The following is a 22,961-nucleotide window of genomic DNA, read 5'->3' as shown; positions in this document are numbered from 1 at the left end:
CCTGCCATCACGTTTCCGTCCACGATCGTGCCGGTCATATCCGTCCCGCCTTCCGCTGGGCGGCGAGCAGCCAGACGAGGTAGCCGCCGCCGAGCACCCCCGTCACCACCCCGACCGGAAGCTGGTGGCCGGCGAACAGCCGCTGCGCGGCCAGGTCGGCGCCGGTCAGCAGCGCCGCGCCGGTGCACGTCGCGGCGAGCAGGTTGGGCCCGGGCGCCCCGGTCATCCGCCTCGCCAGGTGGGGGGCGGTGAGCGCGACGAACGACACGGGCCCGGCGGCCGCCGCCGCGAGCGAGGTGAGCAGCACGGCCGCCGCCACCAGGGTCAGCCGCAGTCCCTGGATGCGTACGCCGAGGCCGCGCGCCAGGTCGTCGCCCATCTCCGTCATGGCCAGCGGGCGGGCGCAGCCGATCAGCACCACCGGCGCGAGCACGGCCATCGCGGCGAGCAGCGGGAGGACGTCCTCCCAGCCGCGCCCGTCGAGGCTGCCGGTGAGCCACAACATGGCCCGCGCCGCCTCCATCAGCCGTCCCCGGGTCAGCAGATAGCCGTTGACGCCGGTGAGGATCGCGGTGGCGCCGATGCCCACCAGCACGAGGCGGTGGCCGTGCAGTCCGCCGCGCCAGGCCAGCGCGTAGATGACCGCGCCGGTGACGACGCCGCCGAGCGCCGCGCCGCCCGCGAGCGCCGCGCTGCTCCCGCCCGTGACGACCACGAGCAGCGCCCCCGCCGCCGAGCCCTGGGTGAACCCGAGCAGGTCGGGGCTGCCCAGCGGGTTGCGTACGAGCGACTGGAAGACCGCCCCGGCCAGCGCGAGGGCGGCGCCGACGAGCAGCGCGGTGACCACGCGGGGCAGCCGGAGCTCCCACACGATGAACTCATCGGCCGGTGCGCCGCCGCCGAGGAGGGTGCGGACGACGTCGGAGGGGCTCATCGGATAGTCGCCGCCGCCCACCGCGAGCACGCCGAAGACGAGCGCGAGCAGCAGGCAGCCGGCTCCGACGGCGACGGCCCTCGGCCGCAGGGGGATGCCGCCGGCTACCCTGCGGACGGGCATGGGCCCGACGGCGGTCATGCGCGGACCTTCCTTCGCACGAAATACAGGAACAGCGGGCCGCCGAGCACCGCCGTGACGATGCCCGCCTGCAGCTCGCCCGGCCTGGCCACCAGCCGCCCGAGCACGTCGGCGCCGAGCAGCAGCACGGGCGCGAGCAGCGCGCAGCAGGGGAGCATCCAGCGCTGGTCGGGGCCGGTCAGCGCCCGCACGAGGTGCGGCACCATGAGCCCGACGAAGACGATCGGCCCGCAGGCCGCCGTCGCCGCCCCGCACAGCAGCGTCACCGCCACGATGGCGCCCGCGCGCACCCGTGCGGGGTGCGCGCCGAGCGAGCGTGCCGAGTCGTCGCCGAGCGCGAGCGCGTTGAGCGGCCTGGCCAGGGCCAGCGCCGGCAGCAGGCCCGCCACGACGAACGGCGCCATCATGGCCGAGGTTTCGCCCTGTGCGCTCGCCAGCGAGCCGACCGTCCAGAAGCGCATGGTCTCCAGCGAGGCCGAGTCGAGCAGCATCGTCCCGTTCACGTACGAGTAGAGCGCGGCGTTGACGGCGGCTCCGGCGAGCGCCAGCCGCGCCGGGGTCGCCGCGCGCCCGCCGCCCACGGCGTAGACCAGCACGGACACGGCCGCCGCGCCGGCCAGCGCGAACCAGACGTAGCCCTGGAACGTCCCCACCCCGAAGATCCCGGCGGCCGTGGCGACCGCCGCGGAGGCGCCCGCGTTGATCCCCAGCAGGCCGGGGTCGGCGAGCGGGTTGCGGGTCAGCGCCTGCATGACGCCGCCCGCGACGCCCAGCGCGACTCCGGCGAGCAGCCCGAGCAGGGTGCGCGGCAGCCGCATCTGGTGGACGACCGTGTAGGCGGCCGAGCCGGGGTCGACGAGCCCGTGCCACACCTCGGCCGGGGAGAGCTGCCGGGCGCCGAGGCCGAGGCTGAGCACGAGCACGGCGGCCAGGGCGATCGCCGAGCCCAGCAGTGCCGCGGCGCGCCGGCCGTTTTCCGCGCGTTTTCGCGGCGGCCCCGCAGGCCCGCTGATCTGCGAGGACTCCATGACGACCACGGCCGGCTCCGGTGGGGGGCGTGGGGGCGATTTCGCTCACCCCTCTGGACAAGAACTTAGGTAAGGGTAACCTAACTACCGATCAACCCCAAAGACCCCCGGGTCAACGCAAGAGAAAGACGAACCGTGCGATACCTGAACTCCCCCATGCCCCGTCGCGGCTTCTTCGCGGCGGGCGGAGCGGCCGTACTCACCCTGGCGCTCGCCGCCTGCGGGTCGAGCGATCCGGCACCCTCCTCCGCAGGTCAGAGCGCGAAATCGTGGTCTTTCGTGGACGACAGGAAGGAGACCGTCACGGCCGCGGCCGTCCCGTCGCGGATCGTGGCGTTCACCGGGACGGCCGCCGCGCTCGTCGACTACGGGCTGCAGGACAAGATCGTCGGTGTCTTCGGCGAGACCAAGCGCGCCGACGGCTCGCCCGAGCCGCAGGCCGGCGACCTCGACGTGAACAAGGTCACGATCCTCGGCAACGTCTGGGGCGAGTTCAACATCGAGAAGTACGCCGCGCTGCGTCCCGACCTTCTCGTCACGCACATGTACGACCCCGGTGCCCTGTGGTATGTCCCCGACGAGAGCAAGGACAAGATCGTCAAGCTGGCCCCGACCGTGGCCGTCAGCGTGGCCCGGGTGCCGATGACCGAGCCGATCGAGCGGTACGCCGCCCTCGCCGAGTCGCTGGGCGCGGACCTCGGCGCACCGAAGGTCACCGAGGCCAAGGCCAGGTTCGAGGCCGCCGCCGAGAGCGTGCGCAAGGCGGTCGCCGACAACCCCGGCATCAAGGTGCTGGCCGCCTCCGGCAGCCCCGACGTGCTGTACGTCTCCAACCCCGAGGTCAACACCGACCTCATGTACTTCGCCCAGCTCGGGGTCGAGATCGTCAAGCCCGACAAGCCCGGTGACGGCGGCTACTACGAGAACCTGAGCTGGGAGAACGCCGACAAGTACGACGCCGATCTGATCCTGCTCGACAACCGCAGCACCGCGCTGCAGCCCAAGGACCTGACGTCGAAGCCGTCCTGGGCCAAGCTGCCCGCCGTCAAGGCAGGCCAGATCATCGGCTGGGATCCCGTGCCGCGCTTCTCGTACGCCGGAGCCGCCCCGATCCTGGAGGGCCTGGCGACGGCGATCAGGAACGCCGAGAAGCTCGGCTGACCCCACTCCGGAACCCGGGGACACGTGTCGACTCCCAAAAGTTAGGTTCGCCTACCCTAACTTCTTCACGGTAAGGATGACAATGACCTCTCCCCATGCCGGGACCGTGCGGCCGTACCTCTTCAACGACCGCACGGTGGAGGGATACCGGCGGGCGATGACCGAGGCGACCGCGCGGGTGGCCGACCGGATCCGGCGCGCCGACCGGCCGTTCAGCGGCGTGTCCCCGGAACGGCTCGCGCCGGAGATCGCCGCGATCGACCTCGAACGGCCGCTGCACGACCACGCCGCCGCCCTCGACGAGCTCGAACGGGTCTACCTGCGCGACGCCGTCTATTTCCACCACCCCCGCTATCTGGCCCACCTCAACTGCCCGGTGGTGATCCCCGCGCTGCTGGGAGAGGCCGTGTTGTCCGCGGTGAACTCCTCACTCGACACCTGGGACCAGAGCGCGGGCGGCACGCTCATCGAGCGCCGCCTGATCGAGTGGACGGCCGGCCGGATCGGCTTCGGTCCCGCCGCCGACGGCGTCTTCACCAGCGGCGGCACCCAGTCGAACCTCCACGCCCTGCTGCTCGCCCGCGAGGAGGCCCGTACGGAGGCCCCACCGGCGCGGCTGCGCGTGATCACCTCGGAGGCCGGGCACTTCAGCGTGCGCAAGGCGGCCGACCTGCTCGGGCTCGGGCCCGACGCCGTCGTCACCGTGGAGACCGACGGCGAACGGCGGATGCGGCCGGCCGCGCTCGCCCGCGAGCTCGACCGATGCCACCGCGCCGGGCAGGTGGTGATGGCCGTGGTGGCCACCGCGGGCACCACCGACTTCGGCTCGATCGACCCCCTGCCGGAGATCGCCGCGCTGTGCGAGGCCGCCGGGGTGTGGCTGCACGTCGACGCGGCCTACGGCTGCGGGCTGCTGGTCTCCCGCAGGCGGCGGCACCTGCTCGACGGCATCGAGCGGGCCGACTCGGTCACCGTCGACTTCCACAAGTCCTTCTTCCAGCCGGTCAGCTCCAGCGCCGTGCTGGTGCGCGACGGCGCGATGCTGCGGCACGCGGCCCACCACGCCGACTACCTCAATCCCCGGCGGATGGCCGAGCGCGGCATCCCCAACCAGGTGGACAAGAGCCTGCAGACCACTCGCCGCTTCGACGCGCTCAAGCTCTGGCTGACGCTGCGGATCATGGGCCCGGACGCGGTCGGCGAGCTGTTCGACGAGGTCGTGGACCGCGCGGCGGAGGCGTACGACCTGATCGCGGCGGACCCGCGCTTCGAGATCGTCACGCGGTCGCCGCTGAGCACGCTGGTCTTCCGCTACCTGCCGCCGGACGGCCCGCGGCACGGAGGCCTGGGCCGCAAGCTCGCCGACGACGCCAACCTGTACGCCCGGGAGGCGCTGGCCGCCTCCGGCGAGGCCGTCGTCGCGGGCACCACGGTCGACGGCCGCCACTACCTGAAGCTCACCCTGCTCAACCCGGAGACCACGCTGGACGACGTCGCGCACGTCCTCGACCTCCTCGCCGGACACGCCCAGCGGTACGTGGACGACCTGGCTCCGCTCACCGAGGAGGTGACGCATGTCTGCTCATGACTTCGTCGCCATCGGGCTGGGGCCGTTCAACCTGGGCCTGGCCTGCCTGGCCGAGCCCATCGCGGAGCTCGACGGCGTGTTCCTGGAGGCGCGGCCCGGCTTCGCCTGGCACCCCGGGATGATGCTCGACGGCGTGACGCTGCAGACGCCGTTCATGGCCGACCTCGTCACGCTGGCCGACCCGACCTCGCCCTACTCCTTCCTCAACTACCTGAAGGAGACCGGCAGGCTCTATCCCTTTTATATCCGCGAGAGCTTCTACGCGCTCCGCGCCGAATACGACGCCTACTGCCGATGGGCCGCCGCACGGCTGCGCAGTGTCCGCTTCGGCCACCGGGTGACCTCGGTGACGTACGACGAGGCCGACGGGCACTACGTCGTCCGCTCGGTGACGGACGACGGAGGGGAGACCGAGCACCGGGCCCCGCACCTCGTGCTCGGCACCGGCACCCCGCCGTACGTGCCGGAGGCCTGCCGCGGCCTCGGCGGCGACCTCGTCCACACCGCCGGCTACCTCGACGCCAAGGCCGCGCTACAGGCGAAGGAGAGCATCGCGATCGTCGGCAGCGGGCAGAGCGCCGCGGAGATCTACCGCGACCTGCTGGCCGACGTCGACACGCGCGGCTACCGGCTCACCTGGGTGACCAGGTCGCCGCGGTTCTTCCCGCTGGAATACACCAAGCTGACCCTGGAGATGACCTCGCCGGAGTACGTGGACTACTTCCACGCGCTGCCCGAGGACACCCGCTATCGCCTCGAAAGCGAGCAGAAGGGCCTCTACAAGGGCATCGACGCCGCGCTGATCGACGAGATCTTCGATCTGCTCTACGCCAAGACCGCCGGCGGCCCGATCCCCACCCGGCTGCTGACCAGCACCGAGCTGCGCGAGGCGGCGTACGACGCGGGCCGGGGCGAATACACGCTCGGGCTGCGCCACGTGGAGCAGGAGCGCGACTTCACGCTCGTCACCCAGGGGCTCGTGCTGGCCACCGGCTACCGCTACGAGCCCCCCGCCTTCCTCGACCCCGTACGCGACCGGATCCGGTGGGACCGGCACGGCCGCTTCGATGTGGCCAGGAACTACAGCATCGACGTCACCGGCCGGGGGATCTTCCTGCAGAACGGCGCCACCCACGCCCACAGCGTGACCTCGCCCGACCTCGGCATGGGCCCCTACCGCAACTCGTGGATCATCGCCCAGATCCTCGGCCGGGAGCACTACCCCATCGAGAAGACCATCGCCTTCCAGGATTTCGGCGCGCCCGAGGGCGTGATCGCATGAGTGACGTCCTGTTCCGCCGCACCGACGGGCGGGTCGGCGAGCTCGCCGTACGCCACCTCGATCCGGAGGCCGACGCGGTGACCGTGCACCTGTGGGTCACCCATCCCAAGGCCGTGTTCTGGATGATGCAGGACGCCGACGTCGCCCGCGTGGAGAAGGAGTACCGCGAGATCGTCGAGCACCCGCACCGCGACGCGTACCTGGGGCTGGTGAACGGCCGCCCGGCCTTCCTGGCCGAGCGCTACGACCCCGCCCGGGTCGAGCTGGCGGGCCTCTACGACGCCGAGGAGGGCGACGTCGGCATGCACTTCCTGTGCGCGCCCGCCGAGACCCCGATCCACGGCTTCACCTTCGCCGTGATCACCACGGTCATGGAGCTGCTGTTCGCCGATCCCGCGACCCGGCGGGTGGTGGTCGAGCCCGACGTACGCAACACGGCGGTGCACGCGCTCAACGCGGCCGTCGGCTTCGAGGTCGTCGGAACGATCGCCAAGCCGGAGAAGGACGCCCTGCTGAGCGTCTGCACCCGGGAACGGTTCCGCGCGGCGGCCCGGGAGGTGCACGCGTGAACTCGTCAGCGGCGGCCCCCATGACGGCGAATCCCGTGGCGGCACACGACCCCATGGCCGCGGTCGCGCATCTCACCCCCGCCACCTGGGAGAAGGCCAACCGGCGGCTGGTGCGCAAGGCGCTCGCCGAGTTCGCCCACGAGCGGCTGCTCACCCCGCGGCCGCTCGGCGACGGGCGGTACGCCGTGCGCGGGCCGGGCGGGGTGGAGTATCGGTTCACCGCCGCGGTCCTGTCCCTCGACCACTGGCACATCGGCGAGGTCACCCGCCACGGGCCCGATGGCGAGCCACTGCCGCTCGACGCGCTGGAGTTCGTCACCGAGATGCGCGGCCCGCTCGGGCTGAGCGACGCGATCCTCCCCGTCTACCTGGAGGAGATCACCTCCACGCTGGCGAGCCTCGCGTACAAGCTGAGCCGCCCGCCGGTCGGCGCGGCCGAGCTGGCGAAGGCGGGCTTCCAGGACATCGAGGCCGCCATGACCGAGGGCCACCCGTGCTTCGTGGCCAACAGCGGCCGGATCGGTTATGGCATCGACGACCACCACCGCTACGCCCCCGAGGCCGCCGCGCCCGTACGGCTGATCTGGCTGGCCGCCCACCGCGACCACACCACGTTCACCTGCTCGCGCGACATCGACTACGAACGGCTCATGCGGGGCGAGCTGGGCGAGGAGGTCCTGGCCCGCTTCGCGGGCACGCTGGCCGGCCTGGGGCTCGACATGGCCGACTATCTGCTCGTGCCGGTGCACCCCTGGCAGTGGTGGAACCGGATCGCCGTGACGTTCGCGGCGGAGGTCGCCGAGCGGCGGCTGGTCTGCCTGGGCCCCGGCGACGACGAGCACCTCGCGCAGCAGTCGGTGCGCACGTTCTTCAACGCGAGCGAGCCGTCCCGGCACTACGTCAAGACCGCCCTGTCGGTGCTGAACATGGGCTTCGTGCGCGGCCTGTCGGCGGCGTACATGGAGGGCACCCCGGCGATCAACGACTGGCTCGCCGACCTGATCGCGGACGACGAGGTCCTCCGCGCGACCCGCCTGACGATCATCCGCGAGCGGGCGGCCGTCGGCTATCGCAACCGCCGGTTCGAGGCGGCCACCGACCGCCACTCGCCCTACCGCAAGATGCTGGCGGCGCTGTGGCGGGAGAGCCCGGTCGCGGGCCTGGAGCCGGGCAGGCGCCTGGCCACCATGGCCTCCCTGCTCCACACGGACCAGGACGGCCGGTCGTTCGCGGCGGCGCTGATCGAGCAGTCGGGTCTCGCCCCCGAGGTGTGGCTGCGGCGCTACCTCGACGCCTACCTCGTGCCGCTGCTGCACGCCTTCTACGCGTACGACCTGGCGTTCATGCCGCACGGCGAGAACGTCATCCTGGTCCTGAACGGCGGCGCGGTGGAACGGGTGATCTTCAAGGACATCGCCGAGGAGATCGTGGTGATGGACCCGCACGCGGAGCTGCCGCCCGAGGCCCGGCGGATCCGCGCCGAGGTGCCCGAGGAGCACCGGCTGCTGTCGATCTTCACCGACGTCTTCGACTGCTTCCTGCGGTTCCTCAACGCGGTGCTCGCCACGGACGGCGTGCTCGACGAGGACGCCTTCTGGCGGACCGTCGCCGAGTGCGCGACGGCCTACCAGCGGTCGGTCCCCCACCTCGCGGAGCGGTTCCGGCGCTACGACCTGTTCGCGGAGACGTTCGCCCTGTCGTGCCTCAACCGCCTGCAACTGCGCGACAACCGGCAGATGGTGGACCTGACCGACCCGTCGGCGGCACTGCAGATGGCCGGCGAGCTGGTCAACCCCATCGCCCGATTCGCTCCGGTTCGTCGTGAGGGCGGAGCGGTTACGCGGGCGCGTACGTGAGGCAGTCGGCCTCGTCCAGGGAGTAGCCGATGTCGATGCCGGGCGCCTGGCACTCCAGCGACACGTTGTGCTGGCAGTCGGAAATCTTGCAGGCGCCCACCCGGCCCACGGTCTGCTGGTCGCCCCCCGGTGTGGGTGCGGTGAAGAACGTGTCGCAGTGCGCGTGGGACACGTCCCCGACCGTGATGGCGGTGGCGTGGCAGGTGCCGTCGCGGTTGTACGCGCACGAGGTGGCCTGGCAACGGTTGACTACGGGCATTTCCATGGGCGGCTGCTCCCTCTGACGATCGTGGCTTTCGTCCTGGCTCATACCGCCTTCGACCAGGTCGGCAATCTCCACCGAGATCCCAGACTCGGCCAAGCCACGCCAGGGGACACAGCAGTTTGGTGCAGCAGCTCCTCGGCCAGGGCGAGGAGCTGCAGGGCGGTCGGGTCGGCGGCCCCGCCGTCGCGTGGCACCCGGGGCGGAGATGCGTTGCAGCAGCACGTGGACGTCGTCGCCGCCGCGGCCGGAAGGCGGTGCAGGCCGCCACCTAAACTGGGACGCACTCGTGCGGAATCCGCTCCCCTTGGCGACCGTCGTACGGACCCGTGATCAGGCCGGGCGGCGGGCCCGGCCGCAAACGGGCCGCGAAACGGGCCGCGAAACGGGCGCAGAACGAACGCGGGGCGGGTGGCAGGCCGGGTGGTGAGGAGGACGGTGTGAGCCGGCGCGTACGCGGCGATCGGGAAGAGGCGGATCTGCCGGTCGACCCCGACGTGGACCTCCGGCATGCACCGGACCCGTTCCGCACGCCCGCGCCCCCGGCTCGCGGCCGGACCTGGGATGTCCTCGCGGTGATCGCCCTCGGCGGCGGAGCCGGCGCCGTGGCCAGATATCTGGTCGGCCAGGCCTTCCCCGGGCCGCCCACCGGATTTCCCTGGGGGACGTTCCTCATCAACGTCACCGGCTGCTTCGCGCTCGGGCTCCTGATGGTCTTCGTCCTGGACGTCTGGCCGCCGAGCCGCTACGTCCGGCCGTTCTTCGGGGTCGGCGTCCTCGGCGGGTTCACGACGTTCTCCACCTTCAGCGTGGAGATCGTCGACAGTGTGTCGCACGGCGCGGGGGTGGTGGCCGGTGCGTACGCCGCGGCGAGCCTGGTCGCCGGACTGGTCGCGGTCTGGTGCGGCATCGTCCTCGCCCGCACCCTGGCGGGCCTCCCCGTACGGCGAGGCGGGAGGAAGGGCGAATGAGACTGCAGGGGCCCGCGCAGCGGCTGACGATCCTGATCGGCGAGAGCGACCAGTATCGGCACCGGCCGCTGTACACCGAGATCGTGCACCGGGCGAGGGCGATGGGCCTGGCGGGGGCGAGCGTGTTCCGGGGCATCGAGGGCTTCGGCGCGTCCTCGCGCATCCACACGAGCCGCCTGCTGTCGCTCAGCGAGGACCTGCCCGTCGCCGTCGTCATCGTGGACATCCCGGAGAAGATCACTGCGTTCCTGGCGGAACTGGACGAGCTGGTGACCGAGGGCCTGGTGGTCGTCGATCCCGTGGAGGTCTACCGCTACGTCGGGCGTGAGGCGGGGCGGGCCGAGTCGTGACCCTGCTGCTCGTCTTCCTCGGCGGCATCGTCGGCGCCCCCGCCCGTTATCTCCTCGACCGCCTGGTGCAGCGCCTGCACGACAGCGTGTTCCCGTGGGGCACGCTGTCGGTCAACCTGTCCGGGGCGTTCGTGCTCGGGCTGCTGTTCGGCGCCCACGACCACCTCGGGCTGCCCACCGCCATGCTCACCCTGCTCGGCACCGGCTTCTGCGGTGCGTTCACGACGTTCAGCACGTTCGGCTTCGAGACCGTACGGCTGCTGGAGGAGGGCTCGGTGCTGGAGGCCGGGCTCAACGCGCTCGGCAGCCTGGTCTTCGGCGTCCTCGCCGCGGCCGCCGGATTCGCGCTGGCCGCCCTCCTCGCCTGACCCGACCCGGCCGCGCGCTTCCCTGAGACCGGCCGCGCTGTTTCCCCAAGACCGCCCGGTCGTGCTGCTCCCCCTGAGACCGGCCGCGCTCCCCCTAAGACTGGCCGGCCGCGTTGCTTCCTGAGACCGGCCGCGTTGCTTTCCCGGGACCGCCCGGCCGCGTTGCTTTCCCGGGACCGCCCGGCCGTGTTCCTTGCCCGGGACGGCCCCCGGCCGCCCCGCGTGTGGAGGAGCGGGGCGGCGCGTCTCGGACGGCCGACGGCGTCAGCGGTGCCGGGTCATCGCGACGATGGGGATCACTTCGCCAGGAAGGCGAGGAGCGCGTCGGTGACCTCCTGGGCGTGGGTCCACAGCAGACCGTGCGGGGCGCCCTCGATCTCGACGTACTCCGCCTGGGGGAGCGCCCGGTGGAACGGGCGGCCGGTGGACTCGATGGGCAGGATGCGGTCGGCGGTGCCGTGCACGATGAGCGCCGGAACGTCGATCTTGGGGATGTCGGCCCGGAAGTCCGTCGTCCAGGTGGGGACGACCGCGGACGAGGCATACCAGGAGGCGCCCGCTGCGGTGTTCCAGTTGGCCCGGACGACCTCCTCGCTCAGGCGGGTGCCGAGGTTCTCGTCGGTGTTGTAGAAGGCGTTGTAGAACTCGGTGAAGTAGGCGTAGCGGTCCTTGGTCACGGCCGCGAGGATGCCCTCGAACACGCTGCCGTCGACGCCCTCCGGGTTGTCGTCCGTCTTGAGCAGGAACGGTTCGAGGGAGGCCAGGAACGCGGCCTTGGCGACCCGCGCCGAGCCGTACGTGCCGAGGTAGCGGCCGACCTCGCCGGTGCCCATGGAGAAGCCGACGAGGATCACGTCGCGCAGGTCGAGGGTCTCCAGCAGCGTGTTCAGGTCGGCGGCGAAGGTGTCGTAGTCGTAGCCGACGGTGGGCTGGCTCGACTGGCCGAAGCCGCGGCGGTCGTAGGTGATGACGCGATAGCCGGCGTCGAGCAGGGCGGGGATCTGCTTCTCCCACGAGTGGCCGTCCAGCGGGTAGCCGTGGATGAGCACGATCGGCTGCCCGGTGCCGTGGTCCTCGTAGTAGAGGTTGATGTCGGTGCTGTTCTCCTGGCCGACAGTGATGTACGCCATGACGCGCTCCTTCTGATCTCCGTTGCGGTTCGCAATCTTGGTACGCGCTAGAGACTAGACCACGATTAAGTTGTGCACAAGGTAATCGCGTCCGAGGAGTCCGGATGTGAGTACGATCACGGGTGTGCCGGTCGCGCCGCGGCCCGGGGGAAGGGTGGAGAAGGATGCTGGCCGGTTTGCGGAGGATCGGTTGGGGAGCGTTCGCGCTCTTCCTGGCCGCGTTCGCGGTCTTCGAGAGCGTCAAGTACGGCCTGCCGACCACCCTCGCCGCGCTCGCGTTCTTCGCGTTGATCGACATCGCGCGGCTCGCCGGGGTCCGGCCGCCCGGCGTGCTCTACCAGGCGGTCCACCGCGTGTGGATCCCGCTCGTGGTGCTGGTCGTCTATTCGTTCGGCCCGATCGTGTGGCCGCCACTGTTCACCGCCGGCCTCGGCTGGCTGACCCGCATCGCCCTCGAACGGACGCTGGGGCGCCGGGTGGCATCGCGGGATGTGCCGGCCGAGCGGTGAGGGCGGCTCTCAGCCTCGCCGGTCGGCGTGGGCGGTGACGTTGGCGGTCAGGCGGCGCAGGGTGGTGAGCGTGCGGGCGAACTCGTCGGGTTCGAGCGCCATCGCATCGCCGACGGAGGCGAAGACCGCGTCGCTGCGCTCCCGCAGTGCGGCGCCCTTCTCGGTCAGCGTGATCTGCACCGTGCGCTCGTCGTCCACGCGGCGCTCCCGGCGCAGCAGGCCGTTCGCCTCCAGGCGCTTGAGCAGGGGCGTCATCGTGCCGTAGTCGAGCTGCAACGCCCCGCCGAGCTCCTTGACCGCGACGCCCTCCTCGGGGCCGTCCCACAGCACCAGCAGGACCAGGAACTGCGGGTACGTCAGCCCCATCTCATCGAGAATCGGCCGATAGAGGGCGGTGACGGCGCGGGAGGCGGCGTACAGCGCGAAGCACATCTTGTCGTCGAGAACGCGGGGCAGCCCGTCGCTTGTGGTGCTGGTCATCTCTCCACTGTAGGAGCCTGGCCCGCCATTGGCACGTGAACGTTCCAATCGTGCACAAGGTTTTATGTCGAGGGTGACCCGGTGCCGGCCGGGTCACCGCCGGCCGGTCAGCCGCAGTAGCGCAGCACCGCGGGCTTGCCGCAGGCCAGGGTCCCCGAGCGGGTGCCGCCCTGCGCGTCCAGGCCGAGGCCGAGGCCGAGGTCGACGTTCACGTCGAGGGCGACGTTGAGGCCGAGTCCCAGGCCGACGTTCGCGTCGGCCTTGGCGCCGAGGCCCACCGCGGCGGTGGCGGTGGCGGGCGTGGTGGCCTTCGGCGCGTCACCGCCGCAGCCCGCGTAGGCGGGCGCGGCGGCGAGGATGCCCGCACAGGTCAGGGCGGCCAGGGACATAAGACGAATAGGGCGGTGCATGAAGATTCCTCATCTCAGGTGTAACCGATCGTGCTTGATCGTCACCCTTCGTATCCGTGTGTAGGTAGCGACAAACTCAGGTCACGCCCGCCGGGGCACCAAAAGCGCGGCGAGAACCGGTGACGAAACGGGCCATTGCCCGCCGGAAAGTACGGACGTACCGTCAGGGCGTGGCAGTCATCCACAGGGAACGTGTGGCCTGGGAGAGCGCCAGGGTGTTCGTCGCGGCCGCGACGGCCGACGCCTACTGGTGGCTCGGTGAGACGCTCGCACGCCGTCTCGGGCAGGGGTACGAATCGGACCTGGCCCGCACCCGCCTGCGCCTCCAGCGCGAGGAGGCCGGGCCGGCGCAGGGCACCCGCGCCGCAGGTGGGGACGCGTTGTCCGCCGAGGTCGGCGCCTGGCGCGCCCGGATCGAGGACGCCCTGACGGAGCGTCCGGAGCTCGCGGACGTCCTGCGGCAGGTGATCGAGGAGACCGGCCGCCGCATGGATAGCCCGCACTCCACCGGCCCGGCGCGCCGGGAATGACCAAGGCCGGGTTGTCCACAGGCTGTGGACAACCCGGCCTCGAATGGCCCGGAGGCGACGTCAGCGGAAGCGGCCTCAACGGAAGCGGCGGAGCCTCAGGCTGTTGCTGACGACGAAGACACTGGAGAAGGCCATCGCCGCTCCGGCGATCATCGGGTTCAGCAGCCCCGCGGCGGCCAGCGGCAGGGCCGCGACGTTGTAGGCGAACGCCCAGAACAGGTTCCCCTTGATCGTGCGCAGCGTGCGCCGCGACAGCCGGATCGCGTCGGCCGCCACCCGCAGGTCACCCCGCACCAGCGTCAGGTCGGCCGCCTCGATCGCCACGTCGGTGCCGGTGCCCATGGCCAGACCGAGATCGGCCTGGGCCAGCGCGGCGGCGTCGTTGACCCCGTCTCCGACCATCGCGACGGTCTTGCCCTCGGCCTGCAGTCGCTTGACCACGTCGACCTTCCCGGCGGGCAGCACCTCGGCGATCACCTCGTCGATCCCCACCTGGGCGGCGACCGCCCGGGCGACCGCCTGGTTGTCGCCGGTCAGCAGCACCGGGGTCAGCCCCAGCGCCCGCAGGTCGGCGATGGCCTGGGCGCTGGTGGGCTTGACCACGTCGGCCACCACCAGCACCCCGCGGGCCTGGCCGTCCCAGCCGACCGCCACCGCCGTACGGCCGGCCGCCTGCGCCTGCTCCAGGGCCTCGGTGAGGTCGGCGGGCAGGTGCTGGGACCACTCGGCCAGCAGCCGGGGCCGTCCCACGAGTACGGCGTGGCCGTCCACGATGCCCTGCACCCCCAGGCCCTCGACGTTGGCGAAGTCCTCGGTGGTGGGCAGCTCGCCCACGCGTTCGGCGGCGCCCCGGGCGATCGCCTGGGCGATGGGGTGCTCGGAGGCGTGCTCCAGCGCCCCGGCCAGCCGCAGCACCTCCCGCTCGGTGACCCCGCCGGTGGTGTGGACCTCGACCAGGGTCATCCGGCCTTCGGTGACGGTGCCGGTCTTGTCCAGCACGATCGTGTCGATCCGCCGGGTCGACTCCAGCACCTCGGGGCCCTTGATCAGGATGCCGAGCTGGGCGCCGCGGCCGGTGCCGACCAGCAGCGCGGTCGGCGTGGCCAGCCCCAGCGCGCACGGGCAGGCGATGATCAGCACCGCGACCGCGGCGGTGAACGCCGCGCCTGCTCCTTCGCCGGTGCCGAGCCAGTATCCCAAGGTCGCCACCGACAGGGCGATGACGATGGGGACGAAGATCCCGGAGATGCGGTCGGCCAGGCGCTGCACCTGTGCCTTGCCCGTCTGGGCGTCTTCCACCAGGCGGGCCATCTGGGCGAGCTGGGTGTCGGCGCCGATCCGGGTGGCCCGCACCACCAGCCGCCCGCCGGCGTTGACCGTGGCGCCGGTCACCGGGTCGCCGGGCCGCACCTCGACCGGGACGGATTCGCCGGTGAGCATCGAGGCGTCGACCGCCGAGGTGCCCTCCTCGATCACACCGTCGGTGGCGATCTTCTCCCCGGGACGGACCACGAACAGGTCGCCCACCCGCAGCTCCCCGACAGGGATGCGTGTTTCGCGGCCCTCGCGCAGGACGGCGACGTCCTTGGCGCCCAGCTCCAGCAGCGCCCGCAACGCCGCACCCGCCCGCCGCTTGGAGCGGGCCTCGAAGTAGCGCCCGGCGAGGATGAACGCCGTCACCCCGGCGGCGGCCTCCAGGTAGATGTTGCCCGCGCCGTCGCTGCGGGTGATGGTCAGGTCGAACCCGTGGGTCATCCCCGGCACCCCCGCATCCCCGAAGAACAGGGCCCACAGCGACCAGCCCAGCGCGGCGATCGTGCCCAGGGAGACGAGGGTGTCCATGGTGGCGGTGCCGTGCCGCAGGTTGGTCCAGGCCGCCTTGTGGAACGGCAGCCCGCCGTACACCACGACCGGGGCGGCGAGCGTGAGCGACAGCCACTGCCAGTAGGTGAACTGCAGCGCGGGGATCATCGCCAGCGCGATCACCGGCACCGCCAGCACCACCGACACCAGCAGCCGGGTCCGCAGCGGAGCCAGCTCGTCGCCCGGCTCCTCGGGAGCCTGCTCGGGCTTCGGCGGTTCGGGGAGCGCGGCGGTGTAACCGGCCTTCTCCACCTCCGCCACCAGCAGATGGGGGTCCAGATCGGCCGGGAAGGTCACCTTGGCCTTCTCCGTGGCGTAGTTCACCGTGGCGGTGACACCGTCCAGCTTGTTGAGCTTGCGCTCGATCCGGTTCGCGCACGACGCGCAGGTCATGCCGCCGATCGAGAGCTCGACGGTGCCGCCCGCGGCAGACGGCTTGTCGCCGGTGATGGAGGACATCGCTCCTCCTTTCCGCGTCTTGTGCGCTGTCAGTGGCCGGGATGGGCGTCTTCGAGACCATGCCCCGCCGCCGTGCCGGTGGACCGTACGGTGAACGCGGCGGTGTGCACGGTGCCGCCGTGCTTGAAGTCGAGGAACAGGCGGTAGTCGCCGCCGCTCGGTGCCGACGCGGCGAAGGTCACCCCGGCCGCCGTCGTGTCCTCCTCGGGATGCACGTGCAGGTAGGCCAGGTCGCCCGCACGGATCGCGACGAGGTGGCCCTTGGCGCCCAGGTAGGGCTCGAGATCGCCGACCGGCGTGCCGTCCTTGCTCACCGTGAACACGAGCTTAGTCACCTGGCCCGCCGTGAGGTCGCCGGCCAGTGTCACCGTGTATCCGTCCACCTGGGCCGTACGTTCCACCGGCGGCAGCGGCCGGGGCCGGTAGTCGCCGGGGACGAACAGGTCGGCGCCGAGCGTCAGGTCGGGCCCGCCCTCGGGGGCGAAGTCCGCGAACATCCGATAGGCGCCGGCGTCGGGCAGCGTCAGCGGCACCGACCAGACCCCGTCACCGGCCTCCTCCGGGTGCAGGTGCCAGAAGTCGCCGAGGTCCCTGGAGACCACGATGAAGTGCAGCTTCTTCTCGTGCTTCACCTGATAGCGGGTCACCGGCGCGCCGTCGGGCCCGTTGACGGTGAAGCGGAAGTCGGTGGCCTTCCCCCGCTTGAGCGTCGTGGTCAGGGGGACCAGCGTGTAACCGTCCTGGGAGATCTGCAGGCCCGGGGGCGCGCTCGCCACCTCTGAGGTCTGCTCGTGAGCGTGGCCGGGCGCGGAGCCAGCGTGGTCCGCGGGGCCTGTGGAGTCCGCGGGGCCTGTGGGATCCGTATGGCCGTGGGCGGGGCGCGGGGTCGCGCGCGGGGGCTCACCGGAGCCCAGCGCGGTCCCCGCGCCCAGCGCCGCCACGAAGACCACGGCGAGGCCCGCGGCGTACGCGCCGAGCCGGGCCGGGGTGTTCACGAGACACCCGCCACGTCATATCCGGCCTCCCGGACGGCCGCCACGACGGCCGCGTCGTCCACGCCGCCGTCGCTCTCGACCGTCAGCAGGCCGGTGGCCAGGTCCACCTGAACGCCGGTCACGCCGGGGACCACGCCGACCTCTTCGCTGACCGAGCTGACGCAGTGGCCGCAGGTCATACCGGTGACGGTGTAGGTGCTGGTCATGCCGATCACTCCTGATAACTCGTTCCGCATCGACGGGAACACCATACCCCCCTATGGTATTTCCGCGTCAAGCCGGACCCCTGGAGAGAAGGGGCCCAGCGGGCTAGAGGAGGTAGCGGAGCCAGAGGTACGGCACGCAGAGGGCCACCGTGACGACGGTGACCACCAGGCCATATTTGGTGAACTGCCAGAAACTGATCCGCGCGCCGTTGCGCTCGGCGATGCCGAGGATGACGACGTTGGCGGAGGCCCCCACAGCGGTGGCGTTGCCGCCGAGGTCGGCGCCGAGCGCGAGCGCCCACCACAGCACGTTGTGGTCGCCGGGCACCTGCTGCGCGAGGTCGGCCACGATCGGGCTCATCGTCGCGACGTACGGGATGTTGTCCACGATCGCGGACAGTCCGGCCGAGGCCCAGAGCAGGACCATGGTGGTCACGCCGGGCCGCCCGGCCGTCGCCTCCGCCGCCGCCTGCGACACCTGGGCGATCACCCCCGTCTCGACGAGCGCGCCGACCATCACGAACAGCCCGGCGAAGAACACCAGCGTGGGCCACTCCACCTCGCGGAGCGCGTCCTCGGTGGTGATCTTGGTGACCAGCACGAGCAGCCCCGCCCCGAGCAGCGCCACGACCGACGGCTCGTAGTGCAACACCGGGTGCAGCACGAACGCCGCGATGACCACGCCGAGCACGGACAGGCTCTGCACGAGCATGACCTTGTCCTGGATGGCCGCCCGCTCGTCCAGCTGCATGATCTCGGCCGCCCGCTCGGGGTCGTACCGGAACGCCTTGCGGAACAGCAGCCGGCACATTCCGATGAAGACCGCCGTCAGCACGATCACCAGCGGGGTGAGGTGGACGAGGAAGTCGTTGAAGGTCAGCCCGGCGCGCGAGGCGATGATGATGTTCGGCGGGTCGCCGACGAGGGTCGCGGTGCCGCCGATGTTGGACGCCATCGCCTCGGCGATCAGGAACGGCGCGACCGGCAGCGCGAGCCGTTCGCAGACGAGGAACGTGACCGGCGCGATCAGCAGCACGGTCGTGACGTTGTCCAGCAGCGCCGACGCCCCGGCCGTGATCACCAACAGCAGCACCATGAGCCGGAACGGCCGTCCCCTGGCCCGTTTGGCCGCCCAGATGGCGAGATATTCGAAAACGCCGGTCTGCCGCAGCACCCCGACGATGATCATCATGCCGAGCAGCAGGAAGACGACGTTCCAGTCCACGCCGGACTCCTGCGAGAAGAACGCGGAGTCGGCCGCGGTCGCGTGGACCAGCAGCATGATCGCGGCGCCGCCCAGGGCGGCCTTGACCCGGTGGATCTTCTCGCTGGCGATGAGGACGTACGTGGCGACGAAGACGATCGCCGCCAGCCATGCGGTCACCGTCATGTGAGCCGCTTCAGCAGCGCGGAGAGCGTGACCGCGCCCAGCAGGCGGTCGCCGTCGAGCACGGCGACCAGCGGGCTGCGGGTGCGCGCCATCAGCGCGCCGATCTCCAGGAGCGTGGCGTCCGGATCGGTCACCGGAAGCTCGCGCGGCCGTTCCGGCAGCGCCTCGCGGACCGTGCGATCGCCCAGCGCGCGGACGAACGCGTCGGCGTGCGCCTCGTCGATCACCCGGGCCAGCGCGGGGTCGTCCTGGCAATAGCGGGGCACGGCCAGGCGCAGCACCTGCGTGCCCGGCAGGATCGACACCGGCACGCCGCGCTCGTCCAGCACGATCAGCCCGGGCAGCTCGCGCTCGGCCATGAGGCGGGCGGCGTCGGCCACGGGGGAGTCGAGATCCACGGTGGGGAACTGCACTACGAGATCCCGGGCACGCATGCTCTCACCTGCCTGCCACGTGTGGCTGTGCTCATGTCCACCTTCCGGTCGTCGATACGGTCCCCGGGTAGGGGGGACCCATTCGCCGACCAGACTTCCCGGCACACCCCGCATCAGGCTATCGACTGGACAGGCCGTACAAAACCCCTGAAGAGGCGCGGACGAATACCCCCTCGGCGTACGGCAGGCGTCCGAGCGACCCGGCCGGGAGCGGCACCATGCCCCTGAGCGCCTCCGGCACCATCCCCTTGGGCGCCTCCGGCACCATCCCCTTGGGCGTCTCCGGCACCATCCCCTTGGGCGCCTCCGGCGCCTCGGTCAGCAGGGCCGAGAAGGCGAGACGGCGTCCGGTGCGTCCCTGGTGCGAGACGTAGTCGTCCGATCCTGCGAACGTCACCTCTCCCACCGGGGCGAGCCGCGCCAGCGCCGCCTCCACGCTCTCGCCCGGCCGTACGACCGTGGCGGGCAGGCGGTCGGTCTCGTCGTCGGAGTGGACGAGCACCGCGCCGTCGAGCCGGGCGACCAGGCACACCGTGATCTCCTCGAACCCGGCGCGTACGGCCTCGGCCGCCAGATCGGCGGGGCGGGGGACGTCCCAGCCGTGCAGGGAGAAGAGCGGCGATCCGGAGACGACAGGGGCGGCGTCTGCAACGGCGTCGATGGCCGTGTTGTCCGCCGTGTTGTCCGCCGTGTTGTCCGCCACGGGAAGGCCCGGCGGGCGCGTGGCGTCGAGGGCCGCGTCGTGTGCCGCGTTGTTCGCTGCGGGAAGGCCCGGCGGGGGCGCGGCGTCGATGGTGGCGTCGTGTGCGGCGTTGTTCGCCGTGGGGAGGCCCGGCGGGCGCGCGGCGAGTGCCCGCCGCACGGCCTCGACGCCCGCCCGTGAGTACGGCACGGTCCGCTCGGGCAGCCGGTCGAACGGAAACCAGGCCAGCTCGGCGCACTTGTGCGGCTCGGCGTTGACCGGTGTGCCGGTGATGGAGTGCGGCATGAGGAACATCCCGATCCGTGCCGTCCCACCCGCATTGTGGTGATGCATGACGTGGACGACCTCGCAGCCGTCCACCTCGATGCCGAGCTCCTCGCGGGCCTCGCGGACGGCGGCGTCCACCACCGACTCCCCCTCCTCCAGATGCCCGGACGGCATGATCTGCCACTCGCCGTCCGCATAGCCGGTGCCCTGGCGGCGGCCGAGCAGCACCTTCTCTCCATCGGTGAGCAGCAGGTGCACGTCCACGACCGGCCGATAGCGGCCCGGGGCGTACGTCGCGGCGTCGAGCAGCTTGGGCAGGGTCGCGGCGTTCGCGGAGATGTACTCCCCCAGCTCGGGCGGGACCATGTTCAGCGTGCGCGCCTCCTCCGGGCGCACCCGCCGCACCTCGTGCAGGCCGATGTCCGGTTCGAGGAACTCCGGGCCGCTGCGGCGCGACAGGTCGAGCGACACCAGCCGGCAGGCGAAGACCGTGCTCAGGCGGCCGGGCTCGACAAGGGTGAACACGTGCAGCGCCGGCCCCGCCGTCGCGCCGAGCTCCTCGTCGAGCTCGCGGCGCAGCGCCGCCTCGGGATCGGCGTCGGTGTCCTCCACCCCGCCGCCCGGCGTGATCCAGTACGGCTCCCGCCCCGCCCGCACACGCCGGAACAGGACGATGTCGTCGCCGTCGAACAGGATGGCCCGGACGCTGTGCCGTACGGAGGTCATGCTCCGCATCTTCTCGCGGATGGTCCGGTGGCGGCCCCTGGAAGGGACCGAAATACGGTGAGGAGAGATCTCCCGCAGGGAGATGCTCCATGAGAAGGGATCCACGGGCATGACCGAAATGACCTACCGGCGGCTGGGGGACTCGGGACTCGTCGTCTCGGCTCTCGGCCTCGGCGCCAACAACTTCGGCCGCAGGATCGACATCGACGCCACGCGCGCCGTGGTCGACGCGGCGCTCGACGCCGGCGTCACGCTGATCGACACGGCCGACATCTACGGCGAGTCGGAGGCGTACCTCGGTGAGGTGCTGAAGGGGCGGCGTGACCAGGTCGTCATCGCGACCAAGTTCGGCGGCGACCTGAACGGCGCCAACGGGCCCGACTGGGGTGCGCGGGCCTCGCGGCGCTACGTCCGCCTGGCGGTCGAGCGGTCCCTGCGCCGCCTCAAGACCGACTGGATCGACCTTTACCAGCTGCACTTCCCGGACGGTTCCACGCCGATCGAGGAGACCCTGTCGGTGTTGACCGACCTGGTGCGGGAGGGCAAGGTCCGCTATGTGGGCTCGTCCAACTTCGCGTCCTGGCAGGTCACCGACGCCGACTGGATCGCCCGCACCCGCGGCTTCGAGCGTTTCGTGAGCGCGCAGAACGAATACAGCCTGCTCGACCGCGGAGTGGAGCGGGAGCTCGTCCCCGCGCTGCTGCACCACGGCATCGGCCTGCTGCCGTACTTCCCGTTGGCGAACGGCCTGCTCACCGGCAAGTACCGGCGCGGGGAGGAGCCCCCGGCGGGCACCCGCCTCCAGGGCCGGCCGGAGTATCTGACCGACGCGCGGTTCGAGGTGGTGGAGCGGCTGCAGAAGTTCGCCGAGCGGCAGGGCGTGACCCTGCTGGACGTCGCGATCGGCGGCCTGCTCGCGCAGCCGGCCGTCTCCTCGGTGATCGCGGGGGCGACCCGGCCCGAGCAGATCAAGGCCAACGTCGCGGCGGCGGCGTGGCGGCCGGACGACGCGGCGCTGAAGGAGCTCAACGAGATCGCGAGCTGATAATATGCCGTTGTGGCTATATAGCTGAGCGGGTATGTTCTAGGGCATGTCAGCGACCTTCGACGTACTCGCCGAGCCCGCCAGGCGGCGCATCCTCGACCTGCTGCTCGAACGTCCTCGCCTGGTCGGGGAGCTCACCGAGCGGCTCGGCCTCACCCAGCCCGGCACTTCCAAGCACCTCAAGGTGCTCAGGGAGGCCGGGCTGGTCCGTGTGCGCAGGGACGCCCAGCGCCGGTGGTACGAACTGTGTCCCGAGCCGCTCGCCGAGATCGACGCCTGGCTCGCGCCCTATCGGCGGCTGTGGTCGGACAGCTTCGACGCGCTGGAACGACACCTGGACGCGATGCCCGATCAGTCAGAGGAGACACCGTGAACGCGACACTCGGCATGTACGAAGGACAGGCGGCGTTGCGCATGGAGCGCAGGCTGGCCCACCCCCGGGAGAAGGTCTGGCGGGCGCTCACCGAGCCCGACCGGCTCGGCCAGTGGTTCCCGTTCAAGGTCGTCGAGATGGACCTGCGAGTCGGCGGGAAGATCGCCTTCGACGGCGGCGGCATGACGATGGACGCCGAGATCACCGAGCTCGACCCGCCCCGCCTGTTCGCCTTCCTGCAGCACGCGCCGCGGGAGATGCCGCGCGAGGGCGACAACATCCTGCGTTTCGAGCTGCTGCCCGACGAGGGCGGCTGCCTGCTCGTGTTCACCCAGGTCTTCCAGGACCGGCCCGCCGCCGCGAGCTACGCGTCCGGCTGGCAGGTCTGCCTCGACGCCATGGACGCGATCGTCGGCGGACGGCCCGCGCAGTGGCCCGCGGGGAACTTCGCCCACCTCCATGAGGCGTACGTGGAGGCGCTCGGGCTGGCGGAGGGCACGGCCGAGCGGCTGGACGAGAGCCTTGGCGACCAGGCGGGCGGCGGCTGGCGGGTGCGCTTCGAGCGCCAGCTCACCCGGCCGGTCGAGGAGGTCTGGACGGCCGCCGGCGCGCCCGCCGCGACACCGGGCGCGCCGGTGCCCGGCGGCATCGGCGAGGGGATCGTCACCGCCGTACGGGAACCCGCTGCCGGGCTTCCCGCGTACGTGGAGTCCGGCGAGCCGGGCAGGCGCGTGCGCTGGGAGCTGTCGCAGGGCACCGGGCACGGCGCCCGGCTGGTCGTCACCGAGACCGGCCTGCCCGACCCCGACGGGCCGCTGCGGGCGTGGCGGGACCGGATAGAGGCGCTGGCGCGGGGCCTGCTCGCCTGAGCCCGGCAGGCGCGGCCGTCACCGGTCGAGCATCTCGCGGCCGAGCGGCCGGCGTCCGCTGC

Annotated in this window: 25 protein-coding genes; 13 read left to right on the top strand and 12 right to left on the bottom strand. The window is 71.7% G+C overall.

Annotated elements, in window-relative coordinates; genetic code table 11:
• Positions 1-34 precede the first annotated feature (34 nt).
• Together HCK04_RS25905 and HCK04_RS25900 are read right to left on the bottom strand one after the other, a co-directional pair.
• Positions 35-1,075: an iron chelate uptake ABC transporter family permease subunit gene (locus tag HCK04_RS25905; protein ID WP_240971816.1), complete on the bottom strand. Its 1,041-nt coding sequence runs from the start codon at positions 1,073-1,075 to the stop codon at positions 35-37.
• Entirely contained in the window at positions 1,072-2,103 is a 1,032-nt protein-coding gene (locus HCK04_RS25900) for an iron chelate uptake ABC transporter family permease subunit (protein WP_142650076.1), read from the bottom strand. The genes HCK04_RS25905 and HCK04_RS25900 overlap by 4 nt, the downstream gene beginning before the upstream one ends.
• Positions 2,104-2,238: 135 nt before the next feature.
• Here HCK04_RS25900 and HCK04_RS25895 point away from each other — a divergent pair, with 135 nt between their 5' ends.
• From HCK04_RS25895 to HCK04_RS25875, 5 genes are all read left to right on the top strand, one after another.
• On the top strand, positions 2,239-3,264 hold the full coding sequence (locus tag HCK04_RS25895) for an ABC transporter substrate-binding protein (protein WP_221889972.1): 1,026 nt from the start codon (positions 2,239-2,241) through the stop codon (positions 3,262-3,264).
• A gap of 82 nt (positions 3,265-3,346) precedes the next feature.
• Positions 3,347-4,852 (top strand): aspartate aminotransferase family protein, encoded by a 1,506-nt coding sequence (locus HCK04_RS25890; RefSeq protein ID WP_205830715.1) that lies wholly within the window; start codon positions 3,347-3,349, stop codon positions 4,850-4,852.
• The gene (locus tag HCK04_RS25885; protein WP_142649998.1) at positions 4,839-6,134 is read left to right on the top strand and encodes a SidA/IucD/PvdA family monooxygenase; all 1,296 of its coding nucleotides are present in this window, start codon (positions 4,839-4,841) and stop codon (positions 6,132-6,134) included. The genes HCK04_RS25890 and HCK04_RS25885 overlap by 14 nt, the downstream gene beginning before the upstream one ends.
• Entirely contained in the window at positions 6,131-6,703 is a 573-nt protein-coding gene (locus tag HCK04_RS25880; RefSeq protein WP_142649997.1) for a GNAT family N-acetyltransferase, read from the top strand. The genes HCK04_RS25885 and HCK04_RS25880 overlap by 4 nt, the downstream gene beginning before the upstream one ends.
• Positions 6,704-6,723: 20 nt before the next feature.
• Positions 6,724-8,559 carry an IucA/IucC family siderophore biosynthesis protein gene (locus HCK04_RS25875; protein ID WP_277351538.1) on the top strand — a complete coding sequence of 612 codons (1,836 nt, stop codon included), beginning with the start codon at positions 6,724-6,726 and terminating at the stop codon, positions 8,557-8,559.
• Here HCK04_RS25875 and HCK04_RS25870 read toward each other — a convergent pair.
• The gene (locus HCK04_RS25870; RefSeq protein WP_142649996.1) at positions 8,540-8,824 is read right to left on the bottom strand and encodes a DUF1540 domain-containing protein; all 285 of its coding nucleotides are present in this window, start codon (positions 8,822-8,824) and stop codon (positions 8,540-8,542) included. The two genes, HCK04_RS25875 and HCK04_RS25870, sit on opposite strands and share 20 nt — an antisense overlap.
• Positions 8,825-9,261: 437 nt before the next feature.
• On the opposite strand from HCK04_RS25870, the gene crcB (HCK04_RS25865) reads away from it, so the two are divergent.
• Genes crcB (HCK04_RS25865) through crcB (HCK04_RS25855) form a run of 3 tightly spaced genes read left to right on the top strand, consistent with a single transcriptional unit; the run spans position 9,262 to position 10,510 of the window.
• Positions 9,262-9,792, top strand: a complete 531-nt coding sequence (crcB, locus tag HCK04_RS25865; protein ID WP_205830714.1) for a fluoride efflux transporter CrcB — start codon at positions 9,262-9,264, stop codon at positions 9,790-9,792.
• Complete coding sequence (locus HCK04_RS25860; protein WP_142649995.1) at positions 9,789-10,142, top strand: DUF190 domain-containing protein; 354 nt, start codon at positions 9,789-9,791, stop codon at positions 10,140-10,142. Before crcB (HCK04_RS25865) ends, HCK04_RS25860 begins: the two co-directional genes overlap by 4 nt.
• Positions 10,139-10,510 carry a fluoride efflux transporter CrcB gene (crcB, locus tag HCK04_RS25855; protein ID WP_142649994.1) on the top strand — a complete coding sequence of 124 codons (372 nt, stop codon included), beginning with the start codon at positions 10,139-10,141 and terminating at the stop codon, positions 10,508-10,510. Before HCK04_RS25860 ends, crcB (HCK04_RS25855) begins: the two co-directional genes overlap by 4 nt.
• Positions 10,511-10,806: 296 nt before the next feature.
• On the opposite strand, the gene HCK04_RS25850 is transcribed toward crcB (HCK04_RS25855), so the two are convergent.
• On the bottom strand, positions 10,807-11,640 hold the full coding sequence (locus HCK04_RS25850) for an alpha/beta hydrolase (protein ID WP_142649993.1): 834 nt from the start codon (positions 11,638-11,640) through the stop codon (positions 10,807-10,809).
• A gap of 176 nt (positions 11,641-11,816) precedes the next feature.
• On the opposite strand from HCK04_RS25850, the gene HCK04_RS25845 reads away from it, so the two are divergent.
• Entirely contained in the window at positions 11,817-12,149 is a 333-nt protein-coding gene (locus HCK04_RS25845) for a DUF4260 domain-containing protein (protein ID WP_142649992.1), read from the top strand.
• Positions 12,150-12,158: 9 nt separating this feature from the next.
• Here the strand turns inward: HCK04_RS25845 and HCK04_RS25840 are convergent, their stop codons facing one another.
• Positions 12,159-12,629: a MarR family transcriptional regulator gene (locus tag HCK04_RS25840; RefSeq protein ID WP_142649991.1), complete on the bottom strand. Its 471-nt coding sequence runs from the start codon at positions 12,627-12,629 to the stop codon at positions 12,159-12,161.
• A 107-nt stretch (positions 12,630-12,736) separates the two neighbouring features.
• Complete coding sequence (locus HCK04_RS25835) at positions 12,737-13,039, bottom strand: hypothetical protein (protein ID WP_142649990.1); 303 nt, start codon at positions 13,037-13,039, stop codon at positions 12,737-12,739.
• Between the two features lie 170 nt (positions 13,040-13,209).
• Between HCK04_RS25835 and HCK04_RS25830 the strand changes: the two genes are divergently transcribed.
• On the top strand, positions 13,210-13,569 hold the full coding sequence (locus HCK04_RS25830; RefSeq protein ID WP_142649989.1) for a hypothetical protein: 360 nt from the start codon (positions 13,210-13,212) through the stop codon (positions 13,567-13,569).
• Between the two features lie 75 nt (positions 13,570-13,644).
• Here the strand turns inward: HCK04_RS25830 and HCK04_RS25825 are convergent, their stop codons facing one another.
• The 6 genes from HCK04_RS25825 to HCK04_RS41400 all read right to left on the bottom strand — a co-directional run bounded on the left by HCK04_RS25825 (position 13,645) and on the right by HCK04_RS41400 (position 20,612).
• A complete protein-coding gene (locus tag HCK04_RS25825; protein ID WP_142649988.1) occupies positions 13,645-15,891 on the bottom strand; it encodes a heavy metal translocating P-type ATPase in 2,247 nt (748 codons plus the stop codon).
• A gap of 29 nt (positions 15,892-15,920) precedes the next feature.
• The gene (locus tag HCK04_RS25820; protein WP_142649987.1) at positions 15,921-16,886 is read right to left on the bottom strand and encodes a hypothetical protein; all 966 of its coding nucleotides are present in this window, start codon (positions 16,884-16,886) and stop codon (positions 15,921-15,923) included.
• Entirely contained in the window at positions 16,883-17,092 is a 210-nt protein-coding gene (locus HCK04_RS25815; protein ID WP_142649986.1) for a cation transporter, read from the bottom strand. Before HCK04_RS25815 ends, HCK04_RS25820 begins: the two co-directional genes overlap by 4 nt.
• Before the next feature lie 103 nt (positions 17,093-17,195).
• Positions 17,196-18,482 (bottom strand): ArsB/NhaD family transporter, encoded by a 1,287-nt coding sequence (locus HCK04_RS25810; RefSeq protein WP_142649985.1) that lies wholly within the window; start codon positions 18,480-18,482, stop codon positions 17,196-17,198.
• The gene (locus HCK04_RS25805; protein WP_142649984.1) at positions 18,479-18,916 is read right to left on the bottom strand and encodes a CBS domain-containing protein; all 438 of its coding nucleotides are present in this window, start codon (positions 18,914-18,916) and stop codon (positions 18,479-18,481) included. Before HCK04_RS25805 ends, HCK04_RS25810 begins: the two co-directional genes overlap by 4 nt.
• A gap of 118 nt (positions 18,917-19,034) precedes the next feature.
• Positions 19,035-20,612 carry an NUDIX domain-containing protein gene (locus HCK04_RS41400; RefSeq protein ID WP_205830713.1) on the bottom strand — a complete coding sequence of 526 codons (1,578 nt, stop codon included), beginning with the start codon at positions 20,610-20,612 and terminating at the stop codon, positions 19,035-19,037.
• Positions 20,613-20,721: 109 nt separating this feature from the next.
• Here HCK04_RS41400 and HCK04_RS25795 point away from each other — a divergent pair, with 109 nt between their 5' ends.
• From HCK04_RS25795 to HCK04_RS25785, 3 genes are read left to right on the top strand one after another with little or no spacing between them, the layout of a single operon-like run.
• The gene (locus tag HCK04_RS25795; RefSeq protein ID WP_205830712.1) at positions 20,722-21,657 is read left to right on the top strand and encodes an aldo/keto reductase; all 936 of its coding nucleotides are present in this window, start codon (positions 20,722-20,724) and stop codon (positions 21,655-21,657) included.
• Between the two features lie 46 nt (positions 21,658-21,703).
• Positions 21,704-22,030: a metalloregulator ArsR/SmtB family transcription factor gene (locus HCK04_RS25790; RefSeq protein WP_142649983.1), complete on the top strand. Its 327-nt coding sequence runs from the start codon at positions 21,704-21,706 to the stop codon at positions 22,028-22,030.
• Positions 22,027-22,899 (top strand): SRPBCC family protein, encoded by an 873-nt coding sequence (locus HCK04_RS25785; RefSeq protein WP_205830711.1) that lies wholly within the window; start codon positions 22,027-22,029, stop codon positions 22,897-22,899. The genes HCK04_RS25790 and HCK04_RS25785 overlap by 4 nt, the downstream gene beginning before the upstream one ends.
• Positions 22,900-22,961: the final 62 nt, after the last annotated feature.

This window comes from Microbispora sp. CL1-1, from assembly GCF_012034195.1.
Taxonomy (GTDB): Bacteria; Actinomycetota; Actinomycetes; order Streptosporangiales; family Streptosporangiaceae; genus Microbispora.
This window is presented reverse-complemented; position numbering and strand designations above follow the sequence as displayed.

Coding starts and splice junctions, on each gene's coding strand:
- HCK04_RS25885 (WP_142649998.1), top strand. CDS start 4,839: ATGTCTGCTCATGACTTCGTCGCCATCGGGCTGGGGCCGTTCAACCTG.
- HCK04_RS41400 (WP_205830713.1), bottom strand. CDS start 20,612: ATGACCTCCGTACGGCACAGCGTCCGGGCCATCCTGTTCGACGGCGAC.
- HCK04_RS25870 (WP_142649996.1), bottom strand. CDS start 8,824: ATGGAAATGCCCGTAGTCAACCGTTGCCAGGCCACCTCGTGCGCGTAC.
- HCK04_RS25900 (WP_142650076.1), bottom strand. CDS start 2,103: ATGGAGTCCTCGCAGATCAGCGGGCCTGCGGGGCCGCCGCGAAAACGC.
- HCK04_RS25840 (WP_142649991.1), bottom strand. CDS start 12,629: ATGACCAGCACCACAAGCGACGGGCTGCCCCGCGTTCTCGACGACAAG.
- HCK04_RS25825 (WP_142649988.1), bottom strand. CDS start 15,891: ATGTCCTCCATCACCGGCGACAAGCCGTCTGCCGCGGGCGGCACCGTC.
- HCK04_RS25805 (WP_142649984.1), bottom strand. CDS start 18,916: ATGCGTGCCCGGGATCTCGTAGTGCAGTTCCCCACCGTGGATCTCGAC.
- HCK04_RS25905 (WP_240971816.1), bottom strand. CDS start 1,075: ATGACCGCCGTCGGGCCCATGCCCGTCCGCAGGGTAGCCGGCGGCATC.
- HCK04_RS25810 (WP_142649985.1), bottom strand. CDS start 18,482: ATGACGGTGACCGCATGGCTGGCGGCGATCGTCTTCGTCGCCACGTAC.
- HCK04_RS25860 (WP_142649995.1), top strand. CDS start 9,789: ATGAGACTGCAGGGGCCCGCGCAGCGGCTGACGATCCTGATCGGCGAG.
- HCK04_RS25875 (WP_277351538.1), top strand. CDS start 6,724: ATGACGGCGAATCCCGTGGCGGCACACGACCCCATGGCCGCGGTCGCG.
- HCK04_RS25890 (WP_205830715.1), top strand. CDS start 3,347: ATGACCTCTCCCCATGCCGGGACCGTGCGGCCGTACCTCTTCAACGAC.
- HCK04_RS25850 (WP_142649993.1), bottom strand. CDS start 11,640: ATGGCGTACATCACTGTCGGCCAGGAGAACAGCACCGACATCAACCTC.
- HCK04_RS25835 (WP_142649990.1), bottom strand. CDS start 13,039: ATGCACCGCCCTATTCGTCTTATGTCCCTGGCCGCCCTGACCTGTGCG.
- HCK04_RS25815 (WP_142649986.1), bottom strand. CDS start 17,092: ATGACCAGCACCTACACCGTCACCGGTATGACCTGCGGCCACTGCGTC.
- HCK04_RS25880 (WP_142649997.1), top strand. CDS start 6,131: ATGAGTGACGTCCTGTTCCGCCGCACCGACGGGCGGGTCGGCGAGCTC.
- HCK04_RS25795 (WP_205830712.1), top strand. CDS start 20,722: ATGACCGAAATGACCTACCGGCGGCTGGGGGACTCGGGACTCGTCGTC.
- HCK04_RS25790 (WP_142649983.1), top strand. CDS start 21,704: ATGTCAGCGACCTTCGACGTACTCGCCGAGCCCGCCAGGCGGCGCATC.